General features: G+C 62.2%; 12 protein-coding genes. 7 read left to right on the top strand and 5 right to left on the bottom strand.

The window, feature by feature from the left end; all coding sequences use genetic code 11:
- Positions 1–3 precede the first annotated feature (3 nt).
- Positions 4–813 (bottom strand): IclR family transcriptional regulator, encoded by an 810-nt coding sequence (locus AC4FS3_RS07265; protein ID WP_491019972.1) that lies wholly within the window; start codon positions 811–813, stop codon positions 4–6.
- A 124-nt stretch (positions 814–937) separates the two neighbouring features.
- Here AC4FS3_RS07265 and AC4FS3_RS07260 point away from each other — a divergent pair, with 124 nt between their 5' ends.
- Positions 938–3,094 carry a malate synthase G gene (locus AC4FS3_RS07260; RefSeq protein ID WP_491019971.1) on the top strand — a complete coding sequence of 719 codons (2,157 nt, stop codon included), beginning with the start codon at positions 938–940 and terminating at the stop codon, positions 3,092–3,094.
- A 47-nt stretch (positions 3,095–3,141) separates the two neighbouring features.
- Here the strand turns inward: AC4FS3_RS07260 and AC4FS3_RS07255 are convergent, their stop codons facing one another.
- From AC4FS3_RS07255 to AC4FS3_RS07240, 4 genes are all read right to left on the bottom strand, one after another.
- On the bottom strand, positions 3,142–3,300 hold the full coding sequence (locus tag AC4FS3_RS07255) for a DUF2474 domain-containing protein (RefSeq protein WP_491019970.1): 159 nt from the start codon (positions 3,298–3,300) through the stop codon (positions 3,142–3,144).
- Positions 3,300–4,310, bottom strand: coding sequence for a cytochrome d ubiquinol oxidase subunit II (cydB, locus tag AC4FS3_RS07250; protein ID WP_491019969.1), 1,011 nt, complete (start codon positions 4,308–4,310; stop codon positions 3,300–3,302). The genes AC4FS3_RS07255 and cydB overlap by 1 nt, the downstream gene beginning before the upstream one ends.
- A gap of 3 nt (positions 4,311–4,313) precedes the next feature.
- Entirely contained in the window at positions 4,314–5,723 is a 1,410-nt protein-coding gene (locus AC4FS3_RS07245; protein ID WP_491019968.1) for a cytochrome ubiquinol oxidase subunit I, read from the bottom strand.
- Positions 5,724–6,037: 314 nt separating this feature from the next.
- Positions 6,038–6,715 carry a GntR family transcriptional regulator gene (locus AC4FS3_RS07240; protein ID WP_491019967.1) on the bottom strand — a complete coding sequence of 226 codons (678 nt, stop codon included), beginning with the start codon at positions 6,713–6,715 and terminating at the stop codon, positions 6,038–6,040.
- A 195-nt stretch (positions 6,716–6,910) separates the two neighbouring features.
- On the opposite strand from AC4FS3_RS07240, the gene AC4FS3_RS07235 reads away from it, so the two are divergent.
- The 6 genes from AC4FS3_RS07235 (at position 6,911) to AC4FS3_RS07210 (ending at position 15,314) form a co-directional block, all read left to right on the top strand.
- Positions 6,911–8,257, top strand: coding sequence for an aminotransferase family protein (locus tag AC4FS3_RS07235; protein WP_491019966.1), 1,347 nt, complete (start codon positions 6,911–6,913; stop codon positions 8,255–8,257).
- Between the two features lie 40 nt (positions 8,258–8,297).
- Positions 8,298–9,251 (top strand): TRAP transporter substrate-binding protein, encoded by a 954-nt coding sequence (locus AC4FS3_RS07230; RefSeq protein ID WP_491019965.1) that lies wholly within the window; start codon positions 8,298–8,300, stop codon positions 9,249–9,251.
- Positions 9,252–9,345: 94 nt separating this feature from the next.
- A complete protein-coding gene (locus tag AC4FS3_RS07225; RefSeq protein ID WP_491019964.1) occupies positions 9,346–9,852 on the top strand; it encodes a TRAP transporter small permease in 507 nt (168 codons plus the stop codon).
- A gap of 3 nt (positions 9,853–9,855) precedes the next feature.
- Positions 9,856–11,136, top strand: a complete 1,281-nt coding sequence (locus AC4FS3_RS07220; RefSeq protein ID WP_491019963.1) for a TRAP transporter large permease — start codon at positions 9,856–9,858, stop codon at positions 11,134–11,136.
- 569 nt (positions 11,137–11,705) lie between these two features.
- A complete protein-coding gene (locus AC4FS3_RS07215) occupies positions 11,706–13,199 on the top strand; it encodes an aminotransferase-like domain-containing protein (RefSeq protein WP_491019962.1) in 1,494 nt (497 codons plus the stop codon).
- Positions 13,200–13,517: 318 nt separating this feature from the next.
- Positions 13,518–15,314: a hydantoinase B/oxoprolinase family protein gene (locus tag AC4FS3_RS07210; RefSeq protein WP_491019961.1), complete on the top strand. Its 1,797-nt coding sequence runs from the start codon at positions 13,518–13,520 to the stop codon at positions 15,312–15,314.
- Position 15,315 lies beyond the last annotated feature (1 nt).

Genomic DNA, 15,315 nt, shown 5'->3' with positions numbered 1-15,315 from the left:
GGCTCAGGAGGCGGCGTCGTCATCCGTCTGTGTCCCGGCCTCTGGCCCATAGGCCCCCGCGCCCGCGACACCGCCAAGCGCTGCCGTCATCTCACGCGCAACCGCGAGCACCTGCAGCCCGATGCGCACCGTTTCGCGGCTGGCCATCCGTTGCGCCAGTGCCGAGACCGAGATCGCGCCCAGAGGCTCGCCCAGCGGAGACCAGACCACGGCGGCGATACAACGCAGCCCGGGGGTGAATTCCTCATTGTCCAGCGCGAAGCCGACACGACGGATGCGGCGGATCTCATCCATGACTTCGGTCGCGCTGCGCAGGCTGTGGCTGGTCATCGGGCGCAGCCCGTGGCTGGCGATCAGGGCTTCGATGGCCGGATCTGGCCAGGTGGCGACAATCGCCTTGCCCATGCCGGAATTCATCACCGGCGTGCGCCCCCCGGGCGGCGCGATGGCGCGGATGATCTCGCGGCTTTCGACCTGGGCCACGGTGATCACCTCGCCCTCGGCCAGGATGCCCAGATTGGCGGTCTCGCGGGTCAGATCACGCAACCGGCGCAGATAGGGGCCGGCGGCGGCGATAAAGCTTTGCCAGCGGGTGAAGGCCAGCCCGGTGGTGAAAGCGCGCTGCCCGATCAGCCAGTGCTGGCCCTGGGGTTCCAGCCGCACGAAGTCGCGCTCTTCCAGCGTGGTCAGCAGGCGGTGCGTGGTTGACGCGGCCAGTCCTGCCTCGCGCGCGAGATCGGACAGGCGCAGCCCGCCGGATGCTTTTGATAACAGTTCCAGCAGAAAAAGCGCGCGGTCAACGGCCTGAACCATCGCGGATCCTTTCCATTTTCATGCATCGTTTTCCACATCGTGGAAAACTTCAACCCAAAGATGGCCAGTATGCCCCCCTGGCGGCATGGTGAGAGCAACCCTTTCTTGTACCGGAGTCATCGAGATGACCGCTCCCTTCACCCGCGCCGGGCTGCAGATCGCAACGCCCCTGGTCGATTTTGTCGAGACCCGCCTTTTGCCCGGCCTGCCGCTGACGGCCGAAGCTTTCTGGCAGGGCTATGCCGGCCTTTTGCGCGATTTCATGCCCGAGAACCGCAGGCTTCTGGCAAGGCGCGAGGCGCTTCAGCGGCAGATCGACGACTGGCTTCAGGCCCGGTGTGCGGTCGGACAGGCCTGGGATCAATCCGCATGGATGGGGTTCCTGCGCGAGATCGGCTATCTCCTGCCGGAAGGCGATGTTTTCACCATCGAAACCGCGCCCTGTGATCCCGAGATCAGCAGGATCGCCGCGCCGCAGCTGGTGGTTCCGGTGATGAATGCCCGTTTTGCCCTGAACGCGGCCAATGCGCGTTGGGGCAGCCTTTACGACGCGCTTTATGGCACGGATGCGCTGCCGGGCGCCGCCACCGGCACGGGGTTTGACCATGCGCGGGGCGCGCAGGCCGTGGCCTGGGCGGCGGATTTCCTTGATCAGGCGCTGCCGCTGGCACAGGGCCGCCATGCCGATGTCAAAGGCTGGCGGGTGACAGATGGCAGGGTGATGGCCGAACTGGAAACCGGCGAAACCCCGCTCGCCGATGCCGCCGCCTGGGCCGGAAAGGGCGCGGCAGGCGACTCGCTGCTCTTCCGCCATAACGGGTTACATATCGAACTGGTGTTCGACCGCAGCCACCCGGTCGGCGCGGCCAGCCCCTCGGGGCTGCGCGATGTGGTGCTGGAGGCGGCGCTGACGGCGATCCAGGATTGCGAGGATTCCGTCGCCGCGGTCGATGCGGATGACAAGGTCGCGGCCTATGCCAATTGGCTGGGGCTGATGAAGGGCGATCTTCAGGAGACATTCACGAAAGCGGGGCGTGATGTCACCCGGCGCCTGGCCGCAGACCGCGCCTTCAACGGGCCTGATGGCAAAGCCTTCATCCTGCCGGGGCGCGCCTTGCTGCTTTGCCGCAATGTCGGTCATCTGATGACCACGGACGCGGTTTTGCTGGATGGCGAAGAGACGCCCGAAGGGCTGATGGATGCGATGGTGACCGTGACCGCCGCGCTGCATGATCTGCAAAAGACCGGCGGGCTGCGCAATTCACGCAGCGGATCGGTCTATGTGGTCAAACCCAAGATGCATAGCGCTGAAGAGGCCGCTTTCGCCAATCGTTGCTACGGGCGGGTGGAAGAGATCCTCGGCCTTGCGCCCGGCACCGTGAAGCTGGGCCTGATGGATGAAGAGCGTCGCACTTCGGCCAATCTGCGCGAGGCGATGCGGGCGCTGAAAGACCGGCTGGTCTTCATCAATACCGGCTTCCTTGACCGCACGGGTGACGAGATCCACACGCTGATGCAGGCCGGCCCAGTGCTGCCCAAAGCGCAGATCCGCGACGCCGCCTGGCTTTCGGCCTATGAGGACGGCAATGTCGATGCGGGGCTTGCGACCGGGCTCGACGGGCGCGGTCAGATCGGGAAAGGCATGTGGGCGAAACCCGATGACATGGCAGAGATGCTTGCCGCCAAGATCGGCCATCCGCAGGCCGGGGCCAGCACGGCCTGGGTGCCTTCGCCGGTTGCCGCGGTGCTGCATGCGACGCATTACCACCGGGTCGATGTGGCCGCACGCCAGGCCGGGCTGGCCGCGCGCCCCCGCGCCTGCCTTGAGACGCTGATGACCCCGCCGCTCATGAAAGACTGCACTCTGACACCGGCGGAGATCGCGCATGAGGTCGATCTGAATTGCCAGTCGATCCTTGGCTATGTGGTTCGCTGGGTCGATCAGGGGATCGGCTGTTCCAAAGTGCCCGATATCGACGATGTCGGGCTGATGGAAGACCGCGCCACGTTGCGGATCTCGGCGCAGTTTCTGGCGAACTGGATGCTGCATGGTCTGGTTTCCGGGGCGGCGATCGACCAAAGCCTGCAGCGTATGGCACTGCGCGTTGACCGCCAGAATGCGGATGATCCGGCCTACCGCCCGATGGCCCCGGGCTATGACGGCACCGCTTTCCTGACCGCCCGGGCCCTGATCCTGGAGGGGCAGTCGCAGCCGTCAGGCTATACTGAACCCCTGCTCCACGCCGCGCGTCGGCGGGTGAAGGCCAGCCTGACCTCATGACCTCTCTCAAAGGCCCCGGCAGTCCGGGGCCTTTGCATTTGCCACCCTCAGAGGCTCAGCCCCACGGCTTTCATCACAAAGCGAAATCCGTAAGCGACCACGCCCAGGGCCAGGACGCTGGCGAGCCAGATCGCCACCAGCCAGCCGAGCCGCCTGGCCAGAGATGCGGGCGCGTCAGACTGCCGCTCGATCACCATGCGTTTCATCAGTGATACCCATCCCCCACCCGCACCTTGCCGCGAAAGATGTAATAGGCCCAGGCGGTATAGGCGAGGATCACCGGAATGATCAGCAGCGCGCCGACCAGCGCGAATCCCATGCTTTCCGGCGGCGCGGCGGCCTCGCGCAGGGTGATCGCGGGCGGGATGATATAGGGAAACATGCTGATCCCAAGGCCGGTATAGCCGAGGAACAAAAGAAACAGCGTCAGGATGAAGGGCGATAGCCCCGGATCCCCTGTCCGCAATGACCGCAAGAGCAGGAAGGCGGTCAGCGCCACCAGCACCGGCACCGGCGCGAAGAAGAAGAGGTTTGGCAGGCTGAACCAGCGCTCTGCCACCGCCTGATGCGCAAGCGGTGTCCAGAGGCTGACGACCACGATGACCGCCAGCAAAGCCAGCATCAAAGGCCGCGCGAGGCTGACGAGACAGTCATGCAGCGGTCCTTCGGTTTTCACGATCAGCCAGGTCGCGCCCAAAAGCGCATAGGCAACCAGAAGGCCAAGCCCGGTGAAGATTGCAAAAGGCGAGACCCAGTCCATCGCGCTGCCGGTATAGCGCGTGCCCTCCATCTGAAAGCCGTTCAGGAAAGCGCCCAGCGACACGCCCTGGAAAAAGGTCGCCGTGACCGATCCGAGCATGAAAGCCTTATCCCAGAACGGCTTGTGATGCTCGTCCGCCTTGAACCGGAATTCGAACGCAACGCCCCGCCAGATCAGCCCCAGAAGCATCAGCGCCAGCGGAATATAGAGCGCGGTCAGAATGATCGCATAGGCCAGCGGGAAGGCCGCCATCAGCCCTGCGCCCCCAAGGACCAGCCAGGTCTCATTGCCATCCCAGACGGGCGCGACGGTATTGACCATGACATCGCGGTCATCGCGCCCCCTGATGAACGGAAACAGGATGCCGATGCCCAGATCGAACCCGTCCATGATGACATACATCATCAGACCAAAACCGATGATACAGGCCCAGACGATGGGAAGATCGATGCCCATGGGTCAGTGCTCCTTGCTGAGATCGGGGGCGGCAGAGAGCGGCCGCGCCGGGCTCTGGCCGGGGTGGTCATTGTCGGTTGCGGGGTCGTCTTCGCCCGCCTCCGGCCCTTTGCCGACAAGTTTCAGCATATAGCTGGTGCCAAAGCCAAAGACGAAGAAATAGGCCACGATGAAGATCACCAGCGTCACGCTCATGGTCAGCGCCGAATGGTCCGAGACCGCGTCCTTCGTGCGCATCACGCCATAGATCACCCAGGGCTGGCGGCCGATTTCGGTGGTGTACCAGCCCGCCAGAATGGCGATCAGCCCGGTCGGCCCCATTAAAAGCGCGAAACGCTGGAACCAGCGCCCCTCGTAAAGCGTGCCACGCCAGCGCCGCCAGGCGGCCCAGAGGCCAAGCGTGATCATCAGCATCCCAAGGCCGACCATGATGCGGAAGGTCCAGAACACCACGGCGACCGGCGGGCGATCTTCGGGGGCGAACTCCTTCAGGCCGGGGAATTGCCCGTCAAGGCTATGGGTCAGGATCAGGCTGGAAAGATTGGGGATCGCGATCTCGAAATGGTTCTTTTCGGCCGCCTGATCAGGCCAGGCAAAAAGGATCAGCGGCACACCCTTGCCGGGTTCGTTCTCCCAATGCCCCTCCATCGCGGCGATTTTCGCAGGCTGGTGTTTCAGCGTGTTCAGCCCGTGCTGATCGCCGATCACCGCCTGCAGCGGCGCCACGATCAGCAGCATCCACATCGCCATCGACAGCATCTTGCGCACGCGCGGATTGTCATGGCCCTTAAGCAGATGCCAGGCCCCGCTTGCGCCGACAAACAGCGCGGTGGCAAGGAAAGCCGCCGTCACCATATGAGCCAGCCGGTAGGGGAAGGAGGGGTTGAAGATCACCTCGAACCAGTTGACCGGCACCACCACGCCATTCACGATCTCGAATCCCTGCGGCGTCTGCATCCAGCTGTTCGACGCCAGAATCCAGGTGGCCGAGATCAGCGTGCCGATTGCCACCATGACGGTGGCAAAGAAATGCAGCCCCGGCCCGACCCGGTGCCAGCCAAACAGCATGACCCCCAGAAACCCCGCCTCAAGGAAAAAGGCGGTCAGCACCTCATAGGCCAGAAGCGGCCCGGTGACTGACCCGGCGAAAGACGAAAAGTAGCTCCAGTTCGTGCCGAACTGATAGGCCATCACCAGACCCGAGACGACGCCCATGGCGAAGTTCACCGCGAAGATCTTTGACCAGAAATGGTAAAGGTCGCGGTAAACGGCGGTCTTTTTCCACAGCCACAACCCTTCCAGCACCGCCAGATAGCTGGCGAGGCCAATGGTTATGGCCGGGAAGATGATATGGAAAGATATGGTGAACCCGAACTGGATACGGGCCAGTTCAAGTGCGGTCAGTCCGAACATCTGGCATGCCCTCCGAGGTAGCAGCTGGCCCTGTGGTCCTGGCAGCGAAACCGCCGCCAAAGGATACCACCGATTGCAGTCCTGTCGTCACGATACCTGAAAAAAGCATCCGTGCGGCCAGAAATGCAGGGGGCATCTTGCCGCACGAGACTATACGCCGTTCGATGCCTGCATAAAGAATGGCTTCACAGTTGAACGCATGCAAGGCGCACACCGGCCGCGGCATTCAGATGAGCGGCTTAACCTGAGCAGATTTCGCCGGGTCGATACACACAGGGCATTGCTGTGCCAAAAGGCTGCGACACCTATGACTGTCAGGCGGCAGGCCCGCCCGCAGATGGATCAGTCAGCCGGATAGCGTCCTGATCCGTATGACGCCGCGCGAGTTCATGCGCTCGGGCGCTGTCGCCGGAACAAATCGCTGCCAGCAGCGGCTCATGCAGATCAACAATCGTTTGTGGTTCTTCGTAAAACCCGTCTGCCAGCAGAAGAAACAGCAGCGCGGGGCCTTCCAGCCGCTTATACATGTCCTGCAGCAGCTTGCTCTGTGCAATCTCGACCACAGTCCGGTGAAAGCGCAGGTCCAGTTCCAGCAGGTGCCGACGCTGGCGATTGTTGGACGCGCGTCGCATTTCCTCGACAACTTCCGCCAGACGGGCCCGGCCGGCATCGGTGATCCTTTCGGTCGCGAGCTGTGCGGCAGCCGATTCAAGAATATCGCGCATCAAAGAGATGTCGCGAATATCTTCTTCGGAGACCGCGATCACAAAATTGCCGCGCCGCGGCCGGTGCTCGACCAGCCCGTCAGCCTGGAGATATTTCAAAGCCCCCCGGATCGTGCCCTGGCTGACGCCGAATTTCTGGGCAAGCTCCATTTCGACAAGCCGGTCTCCAGGCTGCCATTCCCCATCCAGAATGCCCTCCTGGATCGCCGATGCAATCTCGGTTTCGAGACTGGGGCGGACATGGGCTGCGTCTCGGGAATGCCGCACGGGTCTGTCCTTCGCAATCAACTCTGCCCTTCGATAGCCAGCTTGGCGACCGGTGTCATCAACTGGATACCGCCAGGCTGGCGTAATTTTTGAGCAGTTTTCGTGGTCTGCACGAAATTTTCCCTACCGGTTGCCATTATTATTGATAATCATTAATCGGTCACGTCAGGGTGAAGCCCTGATAAGGAGAGACTGATGAGCGGCGTGTTTTCCAGGGATTTTGCGGTTTCCACGCCGCTGGTCGAGCGGGCAGAGGGTGTCTGGATTCACGGGGCTGATGGCCGGCGCTATCTTGACGGCATGGGCAGCGCCGGGGTGATCGGCATCGGTCACGGCCGCACAGAGATCTATCAGGCGCTGGCGGAGGAAGGCTCGAAGGTGAGCTATGTCTATACCGCCTCTTTCACGCATCCCTGGCAGGAGGCGCTTTCGGCCTCGGTCCTGTCGGTCGCGCCCGAAGGCATGTCGGGCGTCTATTTCGTTTCGGGCGGATCCGAGGCCAATGAAACCGCGCTGAAGCTTGCCCGCCAGTATCACGTCGCGCGCGGCGAGACCGGCCGCCACAAGATGCTCGCCCGCTGGCAAAGCTATCACGGCGTTACCATCGCCACGCTGTCCCTGTCGGGGCGGACCTCGTGGCGCGCACCTTACGACCCCTATATGTTGCCGGTCGTTCATGTCAGCCCGCCCTATAATTACCGCTGCACCATCTGCGGCGAAGGGGGCGACTGCACCGATCACTGCATCGAGGAACTGGAGCGCACGATCCTGATGGAGGGGCCGGAGACGATCTCCTGCTTCTTTGCCGAAACCATCATCGGCACCACCGCGTCAGGGGTCACGCCGGGACCGGATTACTACCGCCGCGTCCGCGAGATCTGTGACCGCTACGGCATCCTCTTCATCTGCGATGAGGTGCTGATGGGCTATGGGCGCACCGGCCGTGCCTTTGCGATCCAGGACTGGGATGTGCTCCCCGATATGATCACCTGCGGCAAAGCGATCGGCTCGGGCTATGCGCCGCTCGGCGCGGTGATCGTTTCGGAAAAGATCACCGGGTTCTTCCGGGAAGGCAAACGCCGCTTTGTCCATGGTTTCACCTATTCCGGTCATGCGATGTCATGCTTCGTGGGCCAGAAAGTGTTCGAGATCATGCAGCGTGAAGACCTTTTCAACCGCCCGGCCAGCATCGGCGCCTATATGCATCAGCGTCTTGGCGCGCTGCAGCAGCGCCATGAGGTGATCGGCGATCTGCGCGGGCGCGGACTTTATGCCGGGCTTGAATTTGTGGCGGATCGCGCCAGCCGTGAACCTTTCCCGGAAAGCACCGGCTTTACCGGTCGTCTGGTCGGGATGATGCGCGAACGCGGCGTCATCGTTGGCGGCGGCGTTCCGGGTGCGAATTTCGGCAAGGGCGGTGACCATATCCAGATCAGCCCGCCCTTCACCATCAGCGAGGGTGAGATCGACACTCTGGTCGATACGCTGGACGAGGTTCTGACCAGCCTTTCGCGGGATGCGCGCGGGCCGGCCGCGAAATAAGACTGCGACAAAACAAACAACATCTGACAGGAGGACTGCGATGAAGAAACTGATCACCGTCTCGCTTTTTGCACTGATGGCCGGCACGGCGGCCCAGGCCGACGTGACCCTGCGCATCGGCGGCGCGGGCTCTGACACCAGCCCGGACACCAAGGCGATGGAGGTCTTTGCCGAAAAGCTGAACGAGCGCCTCGGTGATGGCGTGGCGGTTGAGCTGTTTCCGAATTCGCATCTCGGCACTGTCGATGAGATGGTCGAACAGGTAAAGGGCGGCGTGCTGGAATGCATGTATGAAAGCGTGGGCGTGCTGGGCTCGTTCCATCCGGCCGCCAATATCGAAGGCGTGGCCTATGTCTATCACGATGTGGACCACTTCTTCCGCATCTGGCGCGGCCCGGTCGGCCAGGAGATCCTCGATTCCATCGCCGATGAGGCAGGCTTCCGGGTGGTCGGTCCGGCCTTCCACGGTTTCCGCCAGATCCTGACCAATGTGCCGATCGAAAAGGCCGAGGATCTCGACGGGTTGAAAATCCGAGCGCCTGGCATTCCGGCCTATATTGAATCGATCCGCGCCATGGGGGCGAACCCCGCCACGGTCGCGTTTGAAGAGGTCTATGCCGCGCTGCAAAGCCATGTGGTGGACGGGGTGGAACAGCCGCTGACCGCCATCAAGGACAAGCGGTTCCATGAGGTGGTGAAGAACCTCGCGCTGACCAATCACATGGCCGAGACCATGGGCTTCATGTGCAACAGCGACTGGTATGCCGGCCTGGATGAGGCCACCCGCACCGCCATCGAGGCCTCGGCTGTCGACAGCGCTGACTGGTATCGGACCTATACCGAAGAATCGCAGGCAGCCCTTCTGGCAGATCTCGAGGCCGAAGGCGCGATTGTGACCCGCCCCGATATCGCGCCCTTCATCGCACGGGCGGCCACGGCACAATATGAGGCCACGCTGCAGCCGATCATCGAAAAAGTGCGCGCGGTCGAATAAGACCTGTCGCCATGGCTGCCTCCCGATTTCGGGGGGCGGCTTTTTCTCGGCGGCCCTTCCGCCGCCTCCCGACACCCTGATGCCCGGACCCCCGATGAGCAAAATCCTCTTCCGGATCGGCGATCTGCTACGCGCCGTCCTTGCCACCCTTGTCGCGATCGCCCTGTTGCTGATCGTGGTGCTGGTCTTCTACCAGGTGATCACCCGCTATTTCACCGGCACAGCTACGCCGCAACTGGCAGAGTTCGCGCGCTTTCTGTTCATCTGGCTGGTCTTTGCCGGTTCGGCCTGGCTGGTCTCACGCGGGGATCTGATCTCGATTGACTTCTTCTCGGTCCAGATGGGCCCGAAGGCAAAGCGCGTCCAGATGATCTTTGTCGAGATCTGCACCGCCGCACTCATGGTGGCCCTGCTGATCTATTCGCAAAAGCTGCTGGATGTGGTGGCGATCAAGCGCGCGCCGGCGACCGGCATTCCCTATGGATGGGTCTATCTGGCGCTGCCGACCTTCTGCGTGGCGGGGCTTTATTTCATTCTTGAGCGCGCGGTGAAGACGCGTCTCTTCGCGGCGATCACCGCCGACAGTGGCAAGAGGGCCTGATCCATGCTGATGCTTCTGACCCTTGCGCTGGTTCTGTTCGCGCTGATGTTTCTTGCCGTGCCGATTGCGATTTCGCTGGGCATCGCCTCGCTTGTTATCATCCTGATCTGGGATACGCCCGGCTTTGTTCTGGCGCAAAAGATGCTGAACGGGATCGACAGTTTCCCGTTGCTCGCGGTGCCCTTCTTCATCCTCGCCGCCTCCATCATGAATGCAGGCGGCATCACCACCCGCATCGTCGATCTGCTGGGCTCGGCCATGGGCCGCCTGCGGGGCAGCTCGGGCCAGGTGAATATCGGGACGAACCTGTTTCTCGCCGGGATTTCCGGCTCGTCGGTGGCGGATGCCTCGGCCACCGGCGCGCTTTTGATCCCCGAGATGAAGAAAGAGGGCTATTCGGGCGCCTTCGCCGCCGCGCTGACGGCCACGGCGGCACTTCTCGGGCCGATCCTGCCGCCTTCGATCCCGCTGGTGATCTATGGCGTGATCGCCGAGGTCTCGATCGTCAAGCTCTTCATCGGCGGTTACATCCCGGCGCTGATGATTGTCGTGGCGCTGGTGATTTTCGTCAATCACCACGCGAAAAAGCATGACCTGCCGCGCCGGGGCCGCCAGGGGGGCGCGGTGATCTGGCAGAAATTCCGCGTCTCGGTCTGGGCCATGTCGATGCCGATCCTGTTGATCATCGGCGCGCGGGGCGGCTATTTCACCATCACCGAGATCGGGGCCGTTCTGGTCGTCTATGCGATCTTTGTCGGCTGGGTGATCCACCGCGAGTTCCGCTGGGGCAAGCTGCCCGCGATCCTGACCGATGCCGGGATGCAGACCGCAAATATCATGCTGGTGGTCGCAACCTCTTCCTTCGTCGCTTATCTGATGGTGGTGCATGGAGTGCCCAAGGATCTGTCGCGCTGGATCCAGGAGGCACAGCTTTCGCCGGTGGTGTTCCTGCTTCTGATCAACCTGATCCTGCTGATCGCGGGGGCCTTCCTGGACTCCACCCCGGCCACCATCATCATCGTGCCGATCGTGCTGCCCTCGGCCATCGCGCTCGGGATCGATCCGGTGCATTTCGGGCTGGTCGTGGTGGTCAATCTGATGATCGGCCTCATCCATCCGCCGATGGGGCTCAACCTTCTGATCACGCAATCCATCGCGAAAGAGCCGATGGGGGCGATCCTGAAGGAAAGCCTCCCGCTGCTGGGCATTATGCTGGTGATCCTGATGCTGGTGACCTTCGTTCCGGCAACCGTGCTCTGGCTGCCAAAGGTGATGGGCCTCTGACAAATCAGCCTCGCGTCGCCGGCCATTGCGACGCGAGGCCAGTGTTTGCCCCGGGCGAACTCGGCTGCTGGGGCGGGAAGTGTTCCAATACGACCCACGCCCCGACAACAGATCCGGATGCGCGGTTTTGCAAAAAGGCACCCGGCGCAGTAGCCGCACTGTGTATCCTCCATCATGCCGTGAAAGAAAGCCGCAGCGAGCCGATTGTCGCGGTTGATCTCACCCGTGCCCCAGGACGTGCCACGAAACTGGCCGCGAAAGATAGGTCCATCGCCAGGCAACCGTAGCGGTTGTGGGATATGGTGCGGGGCGTCGGTTCAGCGGTAGGAGCCGCAAGATGCTCAGTCACAGTATTTGCGCGACAAACCCATGCGCCTGGCGATCTCGCAGATCGACGGCTGCTGTCGTAAGTGCATCTGGCGAATGATGTTCAAAAGCCCCATGTGGAGAACTGCATTGCCACCACCGCTCGCCGCTTCGGGGGAATGTTCACGTGGCTCAGTTCCGCGGGGAGATTTCGTGCCTGCCCGGCGCGGTGGCGGGTGGGCATTAACAATCAGGTGGTTCCTATGGCCAGACCCTCTGCGGTCCCCCGCAACTTTGCGACGCTCCAAAGCCTGCAGGTCGCGCGTGGCACCACCAGACGCGACAGCCTCTATGCCGCTCTTGTAGGGCTGATCAATGAGGGCATGTTTTCTTCTGGCGACGCGCTGCCTTCGACGCGCCAGCTGGCAGAGCAGCTTTCGCTTTCGCGCAATACGGTTATATCCGCCTATCGACGGCTTGTGCTCGACGGTCTGGCCCGCAGCGAAGAGCGGTCTGTCTTTCGGGTCAGCGAGATGGTGCGCCCCCGGCAAATGCCGAAGGCGGGTGGTCCCGGGGCCTTGCCGCCTGAGCCGGATAAGGCAAAGCCAGGCCTCCCGGGATCGGTCAGCTCTCTGCCGCGCATCCATAAGGATAAGAACTGGCGTAGCGCGGAATATCCGTTCATCTATGGTCAGTGCGACCCCGCGACATTCCCGACCGCAAACTGGCGCTCTGTTCTGCGGGACCTGAACTCGCTGAACGGTATTTCTGTCTGGACCCGCGAAGTCTATGACGAGGATGACCCCGAACTGATTGACGCGCTGCGACGGGTCATCCTCCCGCAACAGGGGCTCTGGGCGCAGGATGATGAGATCCTGATCACCGGCGGGGCGCAGAATGCGCTCTTTATGATCACCCGTCTGCTGGCCTCTGGCGGGCAAAAGGCGGTGGTCGAGGATCCGGGCTATACCGATATGACCTCGATCCTGCGGATGAACGGGGCCGAAGTTGCCTTTGTGCCGGTCGATCAGGAAGGCCTGATCACCGAAGCCATCCCGGCCGGCAGCGATCTGATCTACTGCACCCCCGAGCGGCAGTTTCCCACGTCTGTCCGCATGTCTTTGCGCCGCCGCGAAGCGCTGATCGAACGGGCCACGCGCGAAGGCTTTTACGTGATCGAGGATGGCTACGATTCAGAACTGCCGTTCCAGGGCAATATCCTGCCCTGCCTGCGGGCCATGGCTCCGGGCGAGCGGATGATTCATGTCGGCAGTTTCTCCAAGACGCTCGCCCCGGGGCTGCGGGCGGGCTATGTGGTTGCCTCGCGTGAGATCATTGCCGAATTGCGGCTTTTGCGCCGGCTGATCATGCGCAATCCCTCGACCTATATTCAGGCGGCGATCGGAAGGTTTATCCGCAGCGGCTATTACAATGCCCATCTGCAGAAACTGCGCAGCACCTATCACGGTCGCTATAGGGCGCTGACCACAACCCTGCGCCATCTGCTGCCGGATGCAGGGTTCCTGCCGGTGCGGGGCGGCACCTCTGTCTGGCTGACGCTGCCCGAGGGAATCCGCGCGGCACCGCTTTATGAAAACCTGCTGGCCCGGGGTGTCTTTGTCGAGAACGGAGATGCCTTCTTCGTGGCGCCGCCCGAACGTTCCTGTCTGCGGCTCGGCTACTCTTCGATCAGGGCGCAGCTCATCCCGCGGGGGGTCGAAATCATCGCCGAAGAGGTCAGCGCCCTGCGCAAATAATCTCATCAGCCCGGGACAGGGCGATGAATTGCAGCGAAGAGAAGGATCCAGTTATTCCGAATGGAGGGATCCAGAATGGACCAGTGGTCGCACTGGCCCGGGCGCAATTTCTTCAGAAGATCGGCATATCTATCTAAGAATTATAGATATTTTATTCTTCATTCTCTTTGGGGCCAGTGGCGGAAAACAAACCCTCTGTTTGCCGTCTGGTGAGAGAATTGACTGAAAGCGGCCCATTCCTAAGGTGCGCGGAACGTCAGGAACACGGCCGGATCTTCGCGGGGGGCAGCCTTCCCTCCTCCGGCCGGAAGGAGAACTATGTCTGCCCCAACCGCCCCGGATTTCGATCCCGTGCTGCTGTCCGTTCTGTCAGCACGGATCGAAACCATCATCCGCGAAATGATCAATACCGTGTCAAAGGCCAGCCGCTCGGCTGTGATCAAGAATGCGCGCGATCTGTCCTGTGGCGTATTGACCGCCGATCATCGCCAGCTTTGCGTCGAAGAAGGGATCCCTATCCATATCTCGGCGCTGGATCTGACCACCCGCGCGATCACCGATCTTTTCGATGATGTGAAAGAGGGCGACGCCTTTCTGAACAACTGTTCCTATACCGGCGGAACCCATCACGCCGATCTGACAGTGGTGATCCCGGTTTTCTATGAGGGAGAGCTTTTGTTCTGGGCACTTGCGCGCTCGCATCACGCCGATATGGGGGCACCGCTGCCGACCACCTATCTGCCCGAAGCGGCCACGATCTATGAGGAAGGCCTGAACTTCCCCTGCATCCGCATCCAGGAGGATTTCACCGATAAGAAAGACTGGATCCGCTACGCGATGTATAACATCCGCGTCAGCAATATCTGGTATGGCGATTACCGGGCGCAGGTGGGGGCCTGCCGTGTCGGCGAGCGCCGCCTGAAGGATCTGGTCGCGAAATACGGCATTGAGACGATCCGTCGCTTTTTCGACGAATGGACCGCCTATGGCGAGCGCCGCATGATCCAGGAACTGAAACGCCTTCCCGCCGGAGAGTGGAGCTATGAGACCCGTCACGACCCTATCCCGGGCGTTGCCGATCAGGGTGTCCCGGTGCGGGTGACCGTGATCACCGATCCGGAAAACGGCCTGATCACCATCGATGCCCGCGACAATGAAGACAATATTCCCGGCGGCTTTAACCTTTCCGAAGCCTGTGCGCTCGGCTCCTGCCGGATCGGGGTCTATTTCAATCTTGACCCGACCCTGCCGCATAATGCGGGCAGCGACAGCCGGATCAGGGTGCTGCTGCGCGATGGCGCGGTGGTGGGGCGACCGAAGTTTCCCGCCGGCACCTCGATTGCCACAACCAATGTCAATGAACGGCTGATCAATGCGGTTCAGGCCTGTTTCGCGCAGATGGGCCGCCCCTTCGGCCTTGGTGAGGGCGCGGTGCAGCAACAGGCCGGCGAGTCGGTGATTTCGGGGATTGATGCCGATAACGGCAACCAGCCCTATGTGAACCAGCTTTTCGTCACCTATGGCGGCGGCCCGGCCAAACATGGCACCGATGGCTGGCTGACCTATCTTGGTTCGGTCAATGCCGGGGTGATCGTCCTCGACAGTGTCGAGATCGATGAGGGCATGTATCCGATCCTGATCGAAGAGCGCAAAGTCGCCCCCGGTACCATGGGCGCGGGCGAGTGGAATGGCGCGCCGGGGATGACGGGCACCATGATCCCGCTGGGAGATGAGCTGACCGCGATCTATTGCAGTGACGGCTGCGTCAACCCGCCGAAAGGCGTGCTGGGCGGCGGGGCCGGAGCGGCTGCGCGCAATATGAAGCGGCTTGCCAGCGGTGAGATCATCGACCTGCCGGGCTTTCACAGCGAGACTTTGCGCCGGGGTGAGGCGCTGGTCTGGATCAATAACGGCGGCGGCGGCTATGGCGATCCATGGCAACGTGCCCCCGACCGCGTGACGCAGGATATCAATCGCGGCTGGCTGAGCCCCGAGGCCGCCGAAACGGTATATGGTGTCGCAGTGCGCCCCGGCGAGCTGCCAGGTCTTGTCGTCACCGATCTGGCCCGCACCGGTCAGTTGCGCGCCAGGCACGCCGCAGCGGGAGGCAAGTAAT

Source organism: Pseudogemmobacter sp. TB195, assembly GCF_058313095.1.
Note: the sequence above shows the minus strand (reverse complement) of the source record. Positions and strands in the feature narration are given on the sequence as shown.